14 protein-coding genes are annotated in these 18607 nt (G+C 67.7%); 5 read left to right on the top strand and 9 right to left on the bottom strand.

Annotated elements, in window-relative coordinates:
- Positions 1–722: hypothetical protein (locus NP4_RS12835; protein WP_067997029.1), on the bottom strand; the 722-nt coding region annotated here is incomplete at its 3' end.
- Between the two features lie 317 nt (positions 723–1039).
- Between NP4_RS12835 and icmF the strand changes: the two genes are divergently transcribed.
- The gene (gene icmF, locus NP4_RS12845; RefSeq protein WP_067997400.1) at positions 1040–4258 is read left to right on the top strand and encodes a fused isobutyryl-CoA mutase/GTPase IcmF; all 3219 of its coding nucleotides are present in this window, start codon (positions 1040–1042) and stop codon (positions 4256–4258) included.
- 184 nt (positions 4259–4442) lie between these two features.
- Positions 4443–5951 carry a flavin-containing monooxygenase gene (locus NP4_RS12850; protein WP_067997034.1) on the top strand — a complete coding sequence of 503 codons (1509 nt, stop codon included), beginning with the start codon at positions 4443–4445 and terminating at the stop codon, positions 5949–5951.
- Here the strand turns inward: NP4_RS12850 and NP4_RS12855 are convergent.
- Genes NP4_RS12855 through NP4_RS12865 form a run of 3 tightly spaced genes read right to left on the bottom strand, consistent with a single transcriptional unit; the run spans position 5924 to position 8386 of the window.
- On the bottom strand, positions 5924–6688 hold the full coding sequence (locus NP4_RS12855) for a helical backbone metal receptor (protein WP_067997037.1): 765 nt from the start codon (positions 6686–6688) through the stop codon (positions 5924–5926). The genes NP4_RS12850 and NP4_RS12855 overlap by 28 nt on opposite strands.
- A 22-nt stretch (positions 6689–6710) precedes the next feature.
- Positions 6711–8162 (bottom strand): sodium:solute symporter family protein, encoded by a 1452-nt coding sequence (locus tag NP4_RS12860; RefSeq protein WP_067997039.1) that lies wholly within the window; start codon positions 8160–8162, stop codon positions 6711–6713.
- Positions 8159–8386 (bottom strand): hypothetical protein, encoded by a 228-nt coding sequence (locus tag NP4_RS12865; RefSeq protein WP_067997042.1) that lies wholly within the window; start codon positions 8384–8386, stop codon positions 8159–8161. The genes NP4_RS12860 and NP4_RS12865 overlap by 4 nt, the downstream gene beginning before the upstream one ends.
- A 107-nt stretch (positions 8387–8493) precedes the next feature.
- On the opposite strand from NP4_RS12865, the gene NP4_RS12870 reads away from it, so the two are divergent.
- Complete coding sequence (locus NP4_RS12870) at positions 8494–9687, top strand: NsdA family TPR-like regulatory protein (RefSeq protein ID WP_067997045.1); 1194 nt, start codon at positions 8494–8496, stop codon at positions 9685–9687.
- On the opposite strand, the gene NP4_RS12875 is transcribed toward NP4_RS12870, so the two are convergent.
- The 3 genes from NP4_RS12875 to NP4_RS12885 form a co-directional block, all read right to left on the bottom strand.
- The gene (locus tag NP4_RS12875; RefSeq protein ID WP_067997048.1) at positions 9668–10975 is read right to left on the bottom strand and encodes a serine hydrolase domain-containing protein; all 1308 of its coding nucleotides are present in this window, start codon (positions 10973–10975) and stop codon (positions 9668–9670) included. The genes NP4_RS12870 and NP4_RS12875 overlap by 20 nt on opposite strands.
- A 286-nt stretch (positions 10976–11261) precedes the next feature.
- A complete protein-coding gene (locus NP4_RS12880; RefSeq protein WP_067997051.1) occupies positions 11262–12032 on the bottom strand; it encodes an SWIM zinc finger family protein in 771 nt (256 codons plus the stop codon).
- Positions 12029–14839 (bottom strand): DEAD/DEAH box helicase, encoded by a 2811-nt coding sequence (locus NP4_RS12885; protein WP_067997053.1) that lies wholly within the window; start codon positions 14837–14839, stop codon positions 12029–12031. The genes NP4_RS12880 and NP4_RS12885 overlap by 4 nt, the downstream gene beginning before the upstream one ends.
- A 174-nt stretch (positions 14840–15013) precedes the next feature.
- Between NP4_RS12885 and NP4_RS12890 the strand changes: the two genes are divergently transcribed.
- Together NP4_RS12890 and NP4_RS12895 are read left to right on the top strand one after the other, a co-directional pair.
- Complete coding sequence (locus NP4_RS12890) at positions 15014–15376, top strand: hypothetical protein (protein WP_067997055.1); 363 nt, start codon at positions 15014–15016, stop codon at positions 15374–15376.
- A gap of 44 nt (positions 15377–15420) precedes the next feature.
- Positions 15421–16122 (top strand): HNH endonuclease family protein, encoded by a 702-nt coding sequence (locus tag NP4_RS12895; RefSeq protein ID WP_067997058.1) that lies wholly within the window; start codon positions 15421–15423, stop codon positions 16120–16122.
- 365 nt (positions 16123–16487) lie between these two features.
- Here the strand turns inward: NP4_RS12895 and NP4_RS12900 are convergent, their stop codons facing one another.
- Entirely contained in the window at positions 16488–17297 is an 810-nt protein-coding gene (locus tag NP4_RS12900; protein ID WP_067997403.1) for a sulfurtransferase, read from the bottom strand.
- Positions 17298–17357: 60 nt separating this feature from the next.
- Positions 17358–18569 carry a benzoate/H(+) symporter BenE family transporter gene (locus NP4_RS12905; protein ID WP_067997061.1) on the bottom strand — a complete coding sequence of 404 codons (1212 nt, stop codon included), beginning with the start codon at positions 18567–18569 and terminating at the stop codon, positions 17358–17360.
- Positions 18570–18607 lie beyond the last annotated feature (38 nt).

Consider the following 18607-nt stretch of genomic DNA (forward strand, 5'->3'; position numbering starts at 1 on the left):
GGCGCGCCGCCGTTGGGTGCGACCGGGGCCGCCGCGGGCGCGAGCCCGCCGCCCCGATATTGCCCAGCCAGATGCCACAGTCCGGTGAAGTTGTTGAACGGCCCGCCCACGATCTGACTGGTCCATTCGAGGACGAAATTGCCCGCCCCGTCGATACTTCCGCGCACCGGACTGGTCTTGCCCGGCAGGCCGCCGCCCGGCTTGGGTGCGCCCTGATTGAATACCTGGTTGTTCCAGGTGACCCCGAGACTGCTCAGATCACCGGACAGCTGCCCACCGTCGGAGAGGATCTGCGGCAGTCCGGTGCCCTGACCGGTCTGCGGATCGGTGGGATTGGTCGCGGTAGCGAAGTCCACGCCGTAGAAGCGCACGGGCGTGGTGACCCGACCGGACTGCGCATTGCCCGCCCCGTCGAAGGCGGCCGCGGGCTGCGGCTGATAGTTGCCGCTCAGCAGACCGCCGTCACTGCCCGCCGACAGCGGGGTCACGGTCTGATCGCTGCAGCGGGAGTCGCTGTTCTGCAGATAGGGCCCGCCCGCATCGCCGGTCGGCAGGATCATCCGGAAGAAGCTGCCGGTGACCGAACCGTTCCCGCAGACGCCGGGGGCCAGCGCGAACAGGCCGTTGAGCGGCGCGGGCTCGGCCTGGGCGATCGGTGCGGCAAGCGCCGAGACGCCGATCGCGGCGGCCGCGACGGCGAGCCGAGCAATGGTTCGTCTCATGGGTCGTCCTCGATTCGTGCTCGATACATGCAGATGGGGTCGGTTTTCGCCGAACCCATCGATCGCAACCCCGCGAGCTTCAGAAGTCGCGATTTGCGGTCACGGTGAGCGGAATTCCGGTACCAGCGAATATTCAGCGACGCATGTCCGAAAATGCCCCGGCTGTCCAGGCGAACCGACACTGCCACAGCCGATTCCACCGAACGGAACGATTCGGCGGCCGTATCGCCAGAGGCGGTGGCGCTGTGACAGAACTCACTCTAGGATTGCTTTGTCGTCCTAATATCGGGCGTCTCAGGACTCGTCGGAGGATGACCATGCCCGACCGCGCCGAGCTGTACACGCCAGTCCATCCCGTTCGCTTCGTGACATCGGCCGCCCTGTTCGACGGTCACGACGCCGCGATCAACATCATGCGGCGGATCCTGCAGACCCAGGGCGCCGAGGTGATCCACCTGGGCCACAACCGCGCGGTGCGCGAGGTGGTCGACGCCGTGCTGACCGAGGACGTCCAGGGCGTGGCGGTGAGCTCGTATCAGGGCGGGCATGTCGAATACTTCGAATATCTGTCCCGGGCGCTGTACGAGGCCGGGGCCGGACATGTGCGTATCTTCGGCGGCGGCGGCGGTGTGATCGTGCCCGAGGAGATCGCGCGGCTCGCCGAGGCCGGGGTGACCATCTTCTCTCCCGAGGACGGCCAGCGGCTCGGACTGCCGGGCATGATCAATACGCTCATCCAGACCTGCGATGTGGATCTGTCGCGCGAGCCCGCGCCCGTCGAGGCCGTCCTGGCCGGGGAGCGCAAGGCCCTGGCGCGCACCCTGACCTGCCTGCAGCAGCAGGCCCTGCCCGAATCGGATCTGGCCGCGCTGACCGCGGCGGCGAATGCGCGCCCGGTGCCGGTGCTGGGCATTACCGGCACCGGCGGCTCCGGAAAGTCCTCGCTCACCGACGAATTCGTGCGGCGGCTGCGTTCGGATCAGCAGGACAAGCTGCGGGTGGCGGTTCTCGCGGTCGATCCGACGCGGCGGCGCGGCGGCGGCGCGCTGCTGGGCGACCGGATCCGGATGAACTCCCTCGACGGCGATCACATCTACTTCCGCTCCCTGGCCACCCGGGGCGCGCACGAGCTGCCGACGAATATCGACGCGATGATCCTGGCCTGCAAGGCGGCCGGATACGACCTGGTGATCCTGGAGACGCCCGGTATCGGCCAGGGCGATGCGGCGATCATCGATCACGTCGACCTGTCGCTGTATGTCATGACGCCGGAGTTCGGGGCGGCCTCCCAGCTCGAGAAGATCGATATGCTCGATTACGCGGATGTGGTGGCCATCAACAAGTTCGAGCGGCGCGGCGCGGCCGACGCACTGCGCGATGTCTCGCGGCAGCTGGTGCGCAATCGCGAGGCGTTCGGCTCCGCGCCCGAGGATATGCCCGTATTCGGCACCTGCGCGGCGACATTCAACGACGACGGCGTGACCGCGCTGTATCAGCACCTGTCCGGACTGCTCGCCGAGCGCGGCCTGAGTATGGATCCCGGTGTGCTGCCCCGGGTGAATACCAAGGTCTCCACGCGATTCGCCCAGGTCATCCCGCCCGCGCGAGTGCGGTACCTGGCCGATATCGCCGATACCGTGCGCGCCTACCACGCCGAGACCGCCCGGCAGGTGCTCGCGGCGCAGCGGGTGCAGCGGTTGGATCAGGTGGCGGCCGAACTGCCCGAGGACGCGGCCGTCGGTGAACTGCTCGAGCGGGCGCGTAAGGAACTGAGCGCGGAAAATGAGGCGCTGCTGACGGATTGGCCGACGGTCGCCGAGAGCTATCGGGGCGAGGAGCAGGTGGTGCGGGTGCGGGATCGCGAGATTCGCACCGTGTTGCGGCGGGATTCGTTGTCGGGCAACTCGATTCCCCGGGTTGCGCTGCCACGGTATTCGGATCACGGTGAGCTGCTGCGGTTTCTGCGGGCGGAGAATCTGCCGGGACGGTTCCCGTTCACCGCGGGCGTCTTCGCGTTCAAACGCGACAACGAGGACCCCGCGCGGATGTTCGCCGGGGAGGGCGATCCGTTCCGGACGAACCGGCGGTTCAAGGTCCTCTCCGAACACGCCGAGGCCAAACGTCTTTCCACGGCCTTCGATTCGGTGACCCTCTACGGCCACGACCCCGACGAGCGGCCCGATATCTACGGAAAGGTCGGCACCTCCGGCGTTTCCATCGCCACGCTCGACGATATGAAGGCCCTCTACGACGGCTTCGATCTCACCGCACCCACCACCTCGGTATCGATGACCATCAACGGCCCCGCGCCGACGATTCTGGCGTATTTCCTCAACACCGCCATCGATCAAGCGCTGCAACGGTTCCGCGACGAGCAGGACCGCGAGCCGAGCGCCGAGGAGTCGCAGCGGATTCGGGCGGCCACACTGGCGACGGTGCGCGGCACGGTACAGGCCGACATCCTCAAGGAGGATCAGGGCCAGAACACCTGCATCTTCTCCACCGAGTTCAGCCTGCGCATGATGGCCGATATCCAGGAATGGTTCGTGCGCAACGGGGTTCGCAATTTCTACTCCGTCTCGATTTCCGGATATCACATCGCCGAGGCCGGGGCGAATCCGATCAGCCAGCTGGCCTTCACCCTGGCCAACGGATTCACCTATGTGGAGGCGTATCTCGCGCGCGGGATGGATATCGACGACTTCGCGCCGAATCTGTCGTTCTTCTTCTCCAACGGCATGGATCCGGAGTATTCGGTGATCGGCCGGGTGGCGCGGCGCATCTGGGCGGTCGCCATGCGCGACCGCTACGGCGCCAACGAACGCTCACAGAAACTGAAGTATCACATCCAGACCTCCGGGCGGTCGCTGCACGCACAGGAGATGAACTTCAACGATATTCGCACCACATTGCAGGCGCTGATCGCGATCTACGACAACTGCAACAGCCTGCACACCAATGCCTACGACGAGGCCGTCACCACGCCCAGTGAGGATTCGGTGCGCCGCGCCCTGGCCATCCAGTTGATCATCAACAAGGAGTGGGGCCTGGCGATGAACGAGAATCCGCTGCAGGGCAGCTACATCATCGACGAACTCACAAACCTAGTCGAGGAAGCGGTACTACGCGAATTCGAGCGCCTCTCCGAGCGCGGCGGCGTCCTGGGCGCCATGGAAACCGGCTACCAACGCGGCCGCATCCAGGACGAATCCATGCGCTACGAACAGCGCAAACACGATGGCTCGCTACCCCTCATCGGCGTCAACACCTTCCGCAACCCCCACGGCGAACCTCACCACATCCTGGAATTGGCCCGAGCCACCGAATCCGAAAAACAATCCCAACTGGACCGCACCCGCGCCTACCGCACCCACCACCGCGACGCGGCCCACACCGCCCTCACCCGCCTCGAAGCCGCCGCCCGCACCGACGAAAACGTCTTCGAAGTCCTCATGGACGCCGCCCGCGTCTGCACCCTCCAACAGATCACCGACACCTTCTTCACCGTCGGCGGCCAATACCGCCGCAACGTGTGACGACTGCCCGCGAACTCAGCTCCCGCCGATCGGGTCCCACATTCGCTCAGGAATGCGGCCTTGACACCTTCGGCGATCGCGCGCCTAATGATTGACAGCGCGACCGGTGCGGGCGGGTGGCATCAGTTGATGGTTCTCCGGTCGGGCACGGTTCGGCTCCGGTAGATCGGATGAGGTCGCGAATATGTCGATCGATCATGACATCGTCGTCGTGGGTGCCGGGTTCTCCGGCATCGGCGTGGGAATCAAGTTGCGGGAGGCGGGATTCGACGATTTCCTGATCGTCGACGACGCCGACGGAGTGGGCGGCACCTGGCACTGGAACACCTATCCCGGTATCGCGGTGGACATTCCGTCGTTCAGCTACCAGTTCTCGTTCGAGAAGAGTTCCAAGTGGTCGCGGGTCTACGCACCCGGACAGGAGCTCGAGGCCTATGCCGAATACTGCGCCGACAAGTACGAGCTGCGCCGCCACATCCGCCTCGATACCACCATCACCGCAGCGGAATTCGATGCCGAGACCGACCGCTGGCGCCTGCGCACGGCCGACGACGAGGAGCTGACCGCCCGCTACGTCGTCGCGGCCACCGGCGTCCTGAGCCGGCCCAAACTCCCCGAGATCCCAGGCGTCGACTCGTTCGCCGGTATCACCATGCACACCGCGCGCTGGGATCACGACCAGGATCTGCGCGGTAAGCGGGTGGCGATCATCGGCACGGGAGCCTCGGCGGTACAGGTGATTCCGACCATCGCCCCGCAGGTGGAGCAACTGGTCGTATTCCAGCGCACACCCATCTGGTGTCTACCGCGCCCGGATGGCATGCTACCCGCTCCGCTACGGCTGGCCCTGCGGTATCTGCCGGGCGCGCAGGCGATTTCGCGCCTGGTCAGCCAGGTATTCGTGGAACTGACCTTCCCCCTGTCGGCCCACTACTACAACACCCTGCCGATGGCGAAGCTCGGCGAGCGCAGCGGCCTGGCGCATCTGCGCCGCCAGGTGCACGATCCGGTGCTCCGCGACAAGCTCACGCCCCGATACGCGCTGGGCTGCAAGCGCCCCGGCTTCTCCAACGACTATCTGGCCACCTTCAATCGCGACAATGTCGTGCTGGAAACCGATCCCATCACCGAGATCACCCCGGCGGGGGTGCGTACCTACACCGGCGTCGAATACGAGGTGGACGTCCTCATTCTCGCCACCGGCTTCAAGGTGATGGAGTCGGGCAATATGCCCACCTTCGCGCTGCGCGGGTTGGACGGACTCGATATCGAGAAGTGGTGGAAGGACAATCGGCTGCAGGCCTACGAGGGCGTGAGCCTGCCGGGCTTCCCGAACTTCTTCAGCATCATCGGTCCCTACGCCTACAACGGCTCGTCGTATTTCACGCTGATCGAGATGCAGACCCGCCACATCCTGCGCCTGCTGCGCCACGCCAGGCGGCGCGGGGACACCCGGATCGAGGTCACCCGCGAGGCCAACGACCGGTTCTTCCGGGAGATGCTGGCCCGCCGGGGCGGGCAGGTCTTCTGGCAGGACAGCTGCGTTCTGTCCAACAGCTACTACTTCGACGAACACGGCGATGTGCCGCTGCGCCCGATGAGCACCGCCGAGGCGGCTTGGCGTGCAGGGCATTTCAGGCTGTCGGACTATCGGTTCACCCGCGCTCAGGCAATGAAGGCACGAGCCAGCTGATCGGTCAGCCGCGCCCGCGCGGTCACCAGCGACGGGCCGTACCAGGTGAGGCTGCGACCCTCGACCAGCGCGACCGCGATGCCGGGAAAGGCGTCCGGACCGTCGTCGGCGGTGAAGACATAGGGTTCGTCGGGCAGTACCGCCAACTCCACCCCGCGCGGCAATTCCTCGTCGGAGAGCTTGGGATAGCGCTCGGCGCGATCGGCGTGCACGAGCCGCAATCCCAAGCGCCGGGCCAGATCCGCGGTGAAGGTGTCCGCGCCGACGACCATCCAGGGTTGGCGCCAGATCGGAATCACGGCCGCACGGAACGGCTCCGGAGGCGGAGGAGCCCAAACCCGCTGTGCCTCATCCAGCCATGCGGGCCTTCCGGTCCCGAGCGCCACCTCGAACAATCGCCCGAGCGATTCGAACGCCTCGTCCAATGTCCGAATCCTGGTGACCCACACCGAAATCCCCGCCGACCGCAGCCGATCGACATCGATCCGCCGATTCTCCTCCTGATTGCACACCACCAGATCGGGCGCGAGCTCCGCGATCCGCCGGACATCCGGATTCTTCGTCCCCCGCACCCGCTCGACCGCGAGATCGCCCGGATGGGTACACCACTCGGTGGCCGCCACCAGAACCTCGGGACAGGTCGCGGCGATCGCCTCGGTCAACGACGGGACCAGGGAGACGACCCGGCGAACCGGACGGACCGGCGATACCGGCTCACCCAGATCGTCACGGGACATGGCTTCACCATAGCCGCCCGCCTCAGGGCAGCGACGAAACCGCGAGTTCGTCCTCCATCGCCTCCGACCGTCCCCGGCGGGGTATCCGAGTCACCGCCTCGACCACAACCGCCACCGCGATATTGAGTCCGAGCGCGGGCAGCCCGGCATTCACATGCGCCAGATCGACCTTCCAGAACGCCGCCCAGACCGCGAATCCCTCACCGGCCACGATTCCCCAGATCACCGCGGCCCTGCCCAGCCACGGCCGCTCGGCCAACCCCGCGATCAATCCGGGAGCGAACTGCACCAGCCCGCTGAAGGTGATCAGCAGCAGATTCGCCAGCGCGTTCGGCCGTACCAGCTCCATACCCAGCGCCGAGGCCAGAATGATCAGCACCACAACATGATTGATGCGGATCTGCGCGCGGGCATCACCCACGCGTATCACATTGCGGACGATATTCGACGACATCGCCAGCACCATCACCGAGGCGGGGACCATGGCCGCCGACGCGCCCGCCACCGCGATCAGCCCGAGCAGCCAGTCCGGTACCGCCTGCCCCGCCAGCGTCAGCAACACACCGTCGCCCGATGTGCCCTTGGGCAGCGCCACGATCGCGACGAATCCGATCGCCATCGGCAGCACGAGGGTGAGCTGATAGACCGGAAGCATCATCCAGTTGCGGCGCAGACTCGTCACGCTGCGCGCCGACAGCAACGCGGGCCACAGCGCCGGAAGGGTGAAGAAGGCGCTGCCGAGAAAGCTGGCCAGCATGCTGGTGAACCACCAGACCTGATCGGTGGGTCCGGCGTGCAGCGTCAGCATCGCCGGATGTGCCCGCGCCACCTCGCGAAAGGCCCGCCCCAGTCCGCCGGAGACGTGCAGTGGGACCGCGACCACGACGATCGCGACCGCGGCGAGCATGAGCGCGTCCTTGAGATACGACGTCGCGGCGGTGCCGCGAATACCCGCCCACAGCACGAAGGCGGCCGTCAGCACGGTCCCGACCACCATGGCCCAGATGCCGGATCCGCGGTCGTGGGTGACCAGCCGGATGATCAGCCCGAGTCCGGTGATCTGCAGCTGCAGATACGGCAGCATGAAGACCACCGAACAGACCGCGACCAAGGTGCCGAGCGCCTTGCTGCGATAGCGCTCCTCGTAGAAGTCGGCCTGGGTCAGATAGTTGTGCCGCCGGCCCAGCCGCCACAGCCGCGGCCCGATGAAATACCAGACCAGACAGGCCAGCGGGATGTACGGAATGGCGTAGGTCGCGGCGACGCCGCCGGTGAACGCCAAACCCGCCAGACCGAGGAAGGTGAAGGTCGTATAGGTCTCGCCCGCCTGCAGGAACCACATGGTGACCGCGCCGAAACGCCGCCCGGCCACCGACCATTCGGCGAGATCGGCGGCGGGCCTGCGACGGCCGAGCAGGCCGACGGCCGCCACGACGACCATGCCCGCGAGCGCGACGGCCAAGGTGGTGTTCACGAGGATTCCTCCCCCGATTCCTCGTCGGCGTCACGGCCGCGCGCCCATTCGAGGGCCGCCAGCACCGGCACGATCGCCAGCACCCACAGCGTCGTCCAGACCAGCATCGCGGGCAGACCGAACCAGAGCCGGTCGATATCGACGAACGGCAGCCAGGGCGTGGCCACCAGCGCCACGGCCGGAAGTATCGGCAGCAGCAGGAGAACGCCCCGCTTGTCGAGCATCGGCGTCCTCCTGGAAGTCCATGGGGCGAAACCGGATTCACTGTTTCAGGGATGCTCCGGCTCGTCAATTCGAGCCGCACCCCTTCGGGGGTGGGAATAATCGAGGTATGGGGCAGGCGCTTCGGGAGTTGGACCCGCGGGTTTCGGCGGGGGCGACCTTCGGCGCGGAGCTGCGGGCACGTCGGCTGGCCCGCGGTCGATCGCTGCGCGAGCTGGGACGGATAGTCCTGGTCAGCGGCGAATTATTGGCCAAGATCGAGAAGGCACAGCGGCGGCCGCGTCCGGATCTGGTGCAGCGGCTGGATATCGCCCTGGACGCGCACGGTGACCTCGTCCGATCCGCGGCCCCGCTGTTCGCCGTGGACCGCCCGCAGGTCCGCCCGCCGACACTGCATCCCGACAGCGCCGAGGTCGAATTGCGGCGGGTGATCGACGATGTGCGAGCCACCGATCACACCCTGGCGGCGGATCGGCTCGCGGAACTGATGGCCTTTGCCGGGGCGGCTGCCGCGGTGGACGGTTCGGGCCTGGCCGTCCCGGAGAAGACCTCGCTGCGGCGCACGGTGGCCGAGGCGCATCAGCTCGCCGGCTGGATGATGTTCGATCGCGGCGATCAGCCGGGGGCCGAGCGCATGTTCGCCGACGCGCGGGACGCGGCGGCCCAGGCGGGCGCGGCCGATCTCGTCGCCTATGTGCTCGGGCCGAGCGCCGCGTACTCCAATATCTGGTGCGGTAATCCGGAATTGGGGGCCGAGCGCGCCTATGGCTCGCTGGCCTGGGCGCGACGCAGCGGCAATCGGCGACTGGCGGCATTCGCCGCGGCGGTGGCGGCCCGCGCCCACGCCCGGCTGGGCGAGAACGAACTGTGCCTGCGCATGCTCGACGAATCGGAATCGGAATTGAACCGGCATGTGGCGGCCGAATCCGATCCCGGCTGGCTGTCGGTATTCGACGAGGCCACCCTCGCCGGATACCGCGGGCTGTGCCTGTTGGATCTGGGCGAACCGCGAGCGGCGATCGAGGAATTGCGGCAGGAAGAGGAGGCCAGCTCGCCGCTGTTCGTGCGCAACCGCATCATCTGGCGGCTCGAATCCGCCCGCGCTCACCTGCAACTCGACGAATTCGAGCCCGCCTGCACCGCGATCGAGACGGCTCTCGATCACGCCGAACCCGGTGCGGCCACACCGCGCGTCGTGCGGGTGTTCCACGACGTCGATCTGCGACTGCGCGCCAGTCGCAGCACCCGGACCACAGACGACACCTCGGAACGGCTGCGCGGATTCATCGTGGCGAACGAGTGAGGGGGTAGGTGGCCCAGCGCAATACGGTGCCCGCCTCGGTGCGGCCGACGATCATGCGTTCGCCCCGGAGGCGGCCCTCGACCGTGCGATAGGAATCGGGAGCGTAGGCGACGAAGCGACTGTCGGAGTTGTCCGGATCGTCGACGAGATGGGCGTGCAGGCCGTCGTGCCGCCAGGTGAACACGGTCTCCTGGGATTCGGACCACCAGCGGCCGAGAATTTCGGCGATCTCCGCGGGGCACGGCGGTGTCGGGGGCGTGACCGCCGCCGCGGCCGGGGGCCGCAGGGCGGCAACCTGATCGGCGATATCGGCGGTGACTTCGGTCAACGTAATACCGTGCGTGGCATTGGTGCAGGCCACCACCACGGTCCCGACCTCCCGATCGGTGCTCAGGGCCGCGTGGAAACCGGGCACCGATCCGGTATGCCCGGCCAGGATGTGATCGCCGCGGCGATCGAGAATCAGACCCAGCCCCCAGCCCTGGGTCCACGCGCGGGTGTCGACCATGACCTGCGCGGTGTGCATCGCGTCGACGACCGATTCGGGCACGACATCGGGTTCCGCGCCGATGAGCGCATTGCCCCAGCGCAGCAGATCGGCCGGGGTGGACCACAATTGGCCCAGCACACCGACCGACGCCATATCCATCACCGGTTCCCGATGGAAGGCGACGGCGAACGGATCGATGCGATACCCCACGGCCGCGTCCGGCGTCGGCTGCCACGTCGTGCGATTCATCCCCAGCGGCATCAACAGGGTCTCGTCGATCAGATCGGTACAGCGCGAGCCGGTGACGTACTCGACGATCGCGCCGATCGTGGCGTATCCGAGATTGGAGTACTGCCAGCGCTCGCCCGGTTCGGCCACCATCTCCACGCGGGTCAACGCCTCGCGGAATTCGGCATCGGACGGTCCCCGCATCGACTCCCACATGTCGACGGGGATCTCGCGCTGAATGCCCCCGCAGTGGGCCAGCAGCATGCGCAGGGTGACCGGTCCGAACGAGGTGGCGGGCAGATAGTGCCCGACCGTGGCGTCCAGATCGAGATGGCCCTGCTCGACCAGGCGCAGCGTCAGGGCCGCGGTGAAGGTCTTGGTGATCGAGCCGATCCGGTACGCGGCATCGGGACCGGCGGGGACGGCGTGTTCGACATCGGCGAAACCCGTTGCGGCGGTGGCGAGCACGACATCGTGACGGGCGACGGTCACCGTCAGCCCCGGCAGGCGGTGCGCATTGCCCAACCGAACGACCCGGTCGCTGAGCGTCTTCTCGAAATCGGCGTCCATAACCCCTCCGTTCCGCATCCAAGCATCGCACGTGACGCACCGCCGATCATGAGTACAGATCACGTTGTACGCATGAACCGTCTTCCGTCCCGGCGCGGTTCGGATCACGCTGATAACGGCACCCGGCGCCGATCGGCAATGCTGCCGAGCGGCACTGGTGTAAGCAGAGCGCCGGGTGCTTCTCCAGGCGACCACGTCCGCCTGGGGGACCGCCCGCCCGACACCGGCACGAATTCGGCGATGTACCACGAGGGGTGTGCATCGCCGCGGAAGTGCCGGACGGATGTCACCGGCCGGTCAAGCCGCGATACAGCTCTCGCAGGTCGCGGAGACCGGCCTCGGCGGTTTGTTCGTCTTCGGCGGTCATGCGCAGGGCCTGTCGCAGCGGGACGGGGTCGAGGTCCTCCAGGGCAGCGCGGAAGTCGGGGGCCGGGAGGGCCGGTAACGGCGTGGTCTCGCCGTAGAGATCGTCGGAAACGGTGCTGCCGCTGTCGGATTGGACGCCGCCGATGAGGGTGTCCAGATCCAGGCCGCGCAGCACCAGCATCGCCGAGGGTTGTTCGTCGAGTCGTTCGGCGATGATGTAGCAGACCGCGGCGACATGTTTACACGGCCAGCCCGCATCGGGGCAGGTGCAGGCGAAATCGAGTTCGGATGCCGTGGTGGGCAACAGCAGTGGGCCCAATTCCCTCGGCAGTGCGCCGGAGGCCAGCTGCGCGAGCATGCCGGGCGTGCCGCGGACCTCGTCGATGAGTTCGTCCAAGCGCTCGTCGCGCAGCTTGCGCATGGTCAGCACCGCGGTGAACGGCCGGGGCTGACTGCCCTGGACCTCCGCGGTCACCGCACCCGGCTCGAGGTGATAGGTGACCACCTGACCTGATCGGGCATAGGACCGGCCGCGCGCCAATCGCCCGGCGTCGGCGACCTGTTCGACCGCGTCGATGAACGAACGGCCCCACCAGGTTCGGGCGAACGAGCCGCGGCGGCTGCGCGGTTCCACCCCGCCGCGTACGGGCAGGCGCTTACCGTATTTGCTGTAGTCCTCGAACGAGCTCACTCACCCACCGCCTCGGGTCCGAGCGCGAACAGGTCGCGCAACTCGTCCGAACTCAGTTCGGTGATCCAGTTCTCCCCGGAGCCGACGGTCAGATTCGCCAATTCCTGTTTCCCGCCGATCATATCGTCGATGCGTTCCTCGATCGTGTCGACGCAGACGAGTTTGCGGACCTGGACGTCACGGCGCTGCCCGATCCGGAAGGCGCGGTCGGTGGCCTGGTTCTCCACCGCGGGATTCCACCAGCGATCCAGGTGCACAACGTGATTGGCGGCGGTCAGATTCAAGCCGGTGCCACCGGCCTTGAGCGACAACAGCATCAGCGGCGGGCCGTCCTCACCCTGGAAGTTCTCGACCATCGCGTCACGGCCCGCCTTGGACACCCCGCCGTGCAGGAACGGGATCGCCGTGCCGAACCGCTCGCTCAGATACGGCGCGATCAGTTCGCCGAATTCCCGGAACTGGGTGAACAGCAGGGCACGCTCGCCGTCGGCGACCACCGATTCCAGTACGTCCTCGACCAGGGCCAGCTTGCCGGAACGATGCTGTCCACGGCGCAGGACCGACGAGCCGTCGCCCAGGAAATGGGCGGGGTGATTGCACACCTGTTTGAGGCGGGTCAGCGCGCCGAGCACCGCACCCTTGCGCGCCATTCCTTCGGCCCCTTTGAGTTTGGCCACCATATCGTCGACCACTGCCTGATACAGGGCGGCCTGTTCCACGGTCAGATTGGCGCGCACGGTCATCTCGATCTTGTCCGGCAGATCGGAGATGACCGCGGGATCGGTCTTGACCCGGCGCAGCACGAACGGCGCGGTGATGGCGCGCAGGCGGCTGATGGCGTTCTCGTCGCGCTCGCGTTCGATGGGAATGGCGAAGCGGGCGTGGAATTCCGAAGCCTTGCCCAGAAGTTTCGGGGCGGCGAAATCGAGGATGGAGCGCAGCTCCTCGAGCCGGTTCTCCACGGGAGTTCCGGTGAGCGCCAGGCGATGTCGCGCAGGCAGCGTGCGGGCGGCGCGGGCCTGGCGGGTATTGGCGTTCTTGATGTGCTGCGCCTCGTCGAGCACGATGCGTTCCCACGGCTGGCGCTTCAGCTCCTCGGCGTCGCGGGCCAGCAGGGCGTAGGTGGTGATCACCAGATCCGAATCCGATACGGCCGCATCCAGTTCCGCGTCCTTGCGGCGGCCCGCCCCGTGGTGGACCAGCACGCGCAGGTCGGGGGCGAAGCGTTCGGCCTCGCGCTGCCAGTTGCCGACCACCGACATGGGGCAGACCAGAAGCGTTGGCTCGACCGGCTTTTCGGCGTTCTCCCGTTCGTGCGCCAGTAGGGCCAGGACCTGGATCGTCTTACCCAGACCCATATCGTCGGCCAGGATCGCACCGCAGTTGAGCCGGTTCATGGTCGCCAGCCACGACAGTCCGCGCCGCTGATAGGGCCGCAGCTCCGCCTTCAACCCGATCGGCGGATCGACCTCGCGGACCGATTTGGTCGACTCGAAAAGCTCTGCGGCCCAACCGGATGCACTGACCTGCTCGATCGGCACCCGATCGATTCCGGCCGATCCGATCTCGCCGAGGAATTGGGTCAGCGTGCCGACGGTCTCGTCGGTGCGGCCGCCGAGATAGGCCGCGGCGGCCGCGAGCATTCGATGATCGGCCTGCACCCACTGGCCGCGCAGCCGCACCAGATCGGATTTCGACTGCACCAGCCGCGACATCTCGGCGGGGGTGAGCACCATATCGCCGAGGGCCAATTCCCAACGGTAGGACACCAAACCGCTGAGGCCGACCGCGGTTTCGGTGGCGGCGGGGCTCTGCACGTGGACCCGCATACTCGGGGCGACGATGCGCCACGCGCGCGGCAGCAGCAGCTGCACACCGGCGGCCCGCAGCACGTGCGCACCGTGCGCGACCAGGTCCTGCACGACCTGGGTGGGGAGCAGGAAATCCATACTCCGCGGGTCTCGCGGCAATTCGCGCAGCATCGGGTAGGCCTGGACGGCGGTGGTCACCTTCTCCCCCGCGGCGCGCAGCAGTCCCGGATCGCCGTGCAGCGTAACCGCTTGCGGCGCTTCACCTTCCGCGCGCATACAGACTTCCAGCCGCCACAGCGCGTCGATGCTCTCGTCGCCCTGCTCCGGTTCGTCGTCGGGTTCGAGCAGACGCAGCACCAATTCCGGTTCGCCGACGGTGAGGCTGGTGCGCCACTCGTCGAGGGCGGTGGCCACGCGATGCGAACCGGTCTCCAGGGGCGCGTCGGCGATCAGGGCCGCCAGCAGCGGGTGGGCCGAGTCGAAGCGCGGTGCGTGCAGGCGAGTGATCGGATCGGTCAGTTCGGCGACCATATCCTCGAGGATCGCCGAGGGACGGCCACCGGCCCGCAGCGCGGGCGGCAGGGCGACGGCCAGTTCGGCCAGCCACGCGCGCTGGCGCTGCCCGCCGACCAGACGCCAGCGCACCCACCAATCGCCGTCCTGACGGGTCAGTTCCGGCACGACCCGGCCCGCGCGCACCCATCGCTCGATACCGCGCGCGACATGGCTCAGGAAGCGCAGATCCGCCGCGACGGCCGTGGCGGGCAGCGCCTGCAGCAGCACCTGGGCGGCCATATCGGGAGCCAGGGCGTGGGCGGGAACCTCCTCGTCGATGGGACCGTGCGGGCCCGTGACCAGCACGCGGGCGCGATGGCGGAAGCGGGCCGTCTGTACGATCGAACCCAGCGGAACGGGCGCGGGCGGCGAGGTGTCCCCGGAATCGGGATGACGCCACAGCAGCAAACCCGATCCCGGCGTCCACAACCCGTGCAGCATTCGTCCATCCAATCAGCCGCCACCGACACGACGCCCCCGACCTCGGACGATCCGGCGGCTCGCGGCTCTTTCTTTCTGCCGCGGCACGGAACATACTTGAATATCCCCAGGTCACAGGTAATGCATGGATAATCCGCGCCGCCCGGTCGGCGCATCTGGAGGAGGGCAGCGACCATGACCATTCTGCTCCAGGTCCTCGAGCAGAGTTTTACGCCGACCACGCCATGGGAACGGCGAAAATTCACCTTCGTGGACACCTCGAAGATCGTCGGCATGCGCCTGGACGGACAATCCGGAGTATGGCTCGATCTGTCGCGGCCCGGGGAATCGCAGCGACTCGCCCGCACGATCGACCCGCGCGATGCCATCACCTTCCTGCTCACAACCTTCGCCAAGATCGCCGAATGCGAGGACCGGGGCGGGTCCTGGCTGATCGGACACGACGGGGTGCGGTCGGATTCGATCGCGGCGTCGCGGTTCCCACCCGCGGCGGCCGAACTTCCGGCCGATGAATTGCTCGCGCGGGCATGGCTGTAGGCATCCGCACGAGGCTGTCGGTGGTCTCGGGTAGAACCTGAGGCATGCGATGGGGGAGCTTCGGTGGGTGGTTCGCGGCGGGCGTCGTCGCGATGTTGGTGACGGCGTGTTCGGTGCTGGGCGAGGATCCGCCCGCGCCGGGTAGTCCCACGCGCGCGGAATTGGAGACGCTGCTCGCGGCGGTGCGGGTGATCGAGGCCCGTCCGCCGCTGCGCGGTTACGAGCGCGGCTGTCATTCGGGTCAGGCCTGCGTCTTCGGTCCCGCGTGGACCGACGCCCAGGACGCCCCCGGTGGCCACGACGGCTGCGATTCCCGAAACAATGTGCTGGCCAAGCAATTACGCGAGGTCCGCTTCCGACCCGGCACCCACGACTGTGTCGTAGCCACCGGCCTGCTCGACGACCCCTACACGGGCAGAACCATCCCCTTCGACCGCAACGATCCACGCGCGATCCAGATCGACCACGTCTATCCCCTGGCCGCCGCCTGGGCCATGGGCGCCTCGAATTGGCCACTCCCCCAACGTCTCCGCTTCGCCAACGACATCACCGACAACCTCCTCGCGGTAGACGGCGAAACCAATGAGGCCAAGGGCGACCGCACCCCCGCCGACTGGCTACCGCCCGCCCACCCCTACCGCTGCTTCTACGCGGGCAAATACCTCACCACCGCGACCCACTACAACCTCCCCATCACCACCGCCGACCACAAAACCCTCCACCGCACAGCCACCAACTGCCCATAACCACTCCCCACCCCATAACCCCACTGCCACCTCCACCCCACCAATTCCCGAGCAGCCGAACCGGTTTCCCGCCCCCAAGCACCGCCCACCGCTCACACCCAAGACTTCTCGGGCCTTCACATCGCGGCCGACATCCTCACGACCACCAGCCGAAGCATCCGCCGAAACTCACACCCAGCCGAAGCATCCGCTGAAATCGCGCCCAGCCCAAGCATCCGCCGAAAATCGCGCCCACTAGCCCAAGCGCCGGTTGACGCTCGCGCCCAAAGCGCGGCCACCACCCTTGTCACGCGCCGAACAGCCCGGACCGCCCCCACCCCCATATTCCCCGCCCGGTCCGCCCAGCGGGCCGGGCGGGGATGCCATCAGACCGTGGCCACCGGCCGTCGAGGGTCGTTGGACCACTGCGACCAAGAACCCGGGTACAGGCTGGCCTCGATACCCGCTACCGCGAGGGCCGCCACCTGATGGGCCGCCGTTACGCCGGAGCCGCAGTAGACGGCTACCGGGCCGGGGCCCAGGGTGGTGAAGCGGGCGCGGAGTTCGTCGGGGGATTTGAAAGTGCCCTGGGGAGTGAGGTTTTCGGCGGTGGGGGCGCTGAGAGCGCCGGGGATGTGGCCTGCTCGAGGATCGATGGGCTCCACCTCGCCGCGGTAGCGTTCGCCCGCGCGGGCGTCGAGGAGCAGGCCGGACCAGGCGGCGACGCCGTCGGCGTCAACGGTCGGCATATTGCCGGTGGTGAGGACGATATTGCCGGGTTCGGGGTCGGGTTCGTTGCCGCGGGCCGACTCGCCGCCGGAACGTTCCCAGGCGGGCAGGCCGCCGTCGAGGATGCGGACGTCCTCGACGCCCGCCCAGCGCAGCAGCCACCAGGCGCGGGCCGCGGCCATACCGCCGGTGGCGTCGTAGACGACAACTGGTTCGTCGGTGCGCAGACCCCAGCTGCGGGCGCATTTCTGCAGGTGGGCGAGTTCGGGGAGCGGGTGGCGGCCGCGGGCGGGCGAGGGCGGGGCCGCCAGTTCGGTCTCGAGGTCGACGAAGACTGCGCCGGGTATGTGGCCGTCCAGATAGTGCTGCGGCCCGTCGGGGTCGCCCAGCGACCATCGCACATCCAACAGGTGCACGCGGGACGCGTTGTCGGACAGCATTTTCCGAAGATCGTCAGCCGAGATCAATACCGCGGTCAAGCCCAGCTCCTATCGTCGATCCATACCCGTGATGCGAACACCCTCACCCTACGGGAGCGACCGGGGCCCGCCCAGCACCCAGCGCACCAGCAGTCCCGCCACCAGCGCCCAGAACGCCGCGCCGATCCCGAACACCGCGATCCCGGACGCGGACACCAGGAAGGTGACCACCCCGGCCACACGATGTTCGGCGGTACCGAGGGTCGCGCTCAGCGCCGCGCCGAGCGACGCGATCAGGGCAAGTCCGGCAACGGTTTCCAGCACCCCCTTCGGCGCCGTGGCCACCAGTGTCGCCAGACCGCCCGCGGCGAGCGCGAGCAGCAGATACACACACCCCACCGAGAACACCGCGATCCAGCGCCGCCGCGGATCCGGATGCGCCGCGGGGGCCGCCGACAACGCGGAACTGATCGCGGCCAGATTGATCGCATGCCCACCCGCCGGGGCCCCGACCATCGTGCCGATCCCGGTCGCGGCCATCGCCGCCCGCCACGGCACCCGATAACCGAACGAACTCATGATCGCGGTCCCCGGAATGTTCTGCGCGGCCATCGTCACGATGTACAGCGGCACCGCGATTCCGACGATAGCCTGCCAATTCCAGTGCGGCGCAACCAATTCCACCCGAGGAACCATGGCCGACCAGTCCAACCGCCGATGCGACGCCACGATATCGATCACGGCACCCCCGACCGCCACCCCGAACGCCGCCAGCACCGCCCACCGCGGCGCCAACCGCTGCAACGCCAACCAGACCACCAGTACCGGCACCACCACGCCCGGACTGGTCACCACCGCGTGCATCGGCGCGAGGCACATCGGGAACAACACACCGGCCAGCATCGCCTGGGCGATCTCCACCGGAATCGAGGCGATCAGCCGCCCGAGCCGCTCCCAGAATCCGGTCAGTACGATCAGCGCCCCGGTCACCACGAAGGCCCCGACCGCGGCGGGCCACCCACCGGCCACCGCCCCCGTACTCGCCAGCAGCGCCGCACCCGGCGTGGACCACGCGAGCGCGATCGGCATCCGAAATCGCCTGCTGAGCACCAGCATTCCGATCGCCTGGGTCAGACATACCGCCAGCAGACCGGACGCCGCCTGCGCCGGCGTCGCCCCCACCTTCGTCAACCCCGCCAGCACCACCGCGAACGAACTGGTGAACCCCACCAGCGCCGCCACCACCCCCGCACCGATCGGCTGCCATACCGGCACATCCTCGGCGACTTCCGTTTCGACTTCCGCGGTACCGCTGCTCATCGAGCCATGGTCGCCAACTTCCCTATCCCCGGTCAGCG

The sequence above is a fragment of the Nocardia pseudobrasiliensis NBRC 108224 genome (assembly GCF_001613105.1).
In the GTDB taxonomy this organism is placed as follows: Bacteria; Actinomycetota; Actinomycetes; order Mycobacteriales; family Mycobacteriaceae; genus Nocardia; species Nocardia pseudobrasiliensis.

Bases quoted from the DNA above. Each gene is read 5' to 3' on its own strand.
- NP4_RS12895 (WP_067997058.1), top strand. From the start codon at position 15,421: ATGCGATGGGGGAGCTTCGGTGGGTGGTTCGCGGCGGGCGTCGTCGCG.
- NP4_RS12865 (WP_067997042.1), bottom strand. From the start codon at position 8,386: ATGCTCGACAAGCGGGGCGTTCTCCTGCTGCTGCCGATACTTCCGGCC.
- NP4_RS12875 (WP_067997048.1), bottom strand. From the start codon at position 10,975: ATGGACGCCGATTTCGAGAAGACGCTCAGCGACCGGGTCGTTCGGTTG.
- icmF (WP_067997400.1), top strand. From the start codon at position 1,040: ATGCCCGACCGCGCCGAGCTGTACACGCCAGTCCATCCCGTTCGCTTC.
- NP4_RS12905 (WP_067997061.1), bottom strand. From the start codon at position 18,569: ATGAGCAGCGGTACCGCGGAAGTCGAAACGGAAGTCGCCGAGGATGTG.
- NP4_RS12850 (WP_067997034.1), top strand. From the start codon at position 4,443: ATGTCGATCGATCATGACATCGTCGTCGTGGGTGCCGGGTTCTCCGGC.
- NP4_RS12855 (WP_067997037.1), bottom strand. From the start codon at position 6,688: ATGTCCCGTGACGATCTGGGTGAGCCGGTATCGCCGGTCCGTCCGGTT.
- NP4_RS12890 (WP_067997055.1), top strand. From the start codon at position 15,014: ATGACCATTCTGCTCCAGGTCCTCGAGCAGAGTTTTACGCCGACCACG.
- NP4_RS12885 (WP_067997053.1), bottom strand. From the start codon at position 14,839: ATGCTGCACGGGTTGTGGACGCCGGGATCGGGTTTGCTGCTGTGGCGT.
- NP4_RS12870 (WP_067997045.1), top strand. From the start codon at position 8,494: ATGGGGCAGGCGCTTCGGGAGTTGGACCCGCGGGTTTCGGCGGGGGCG.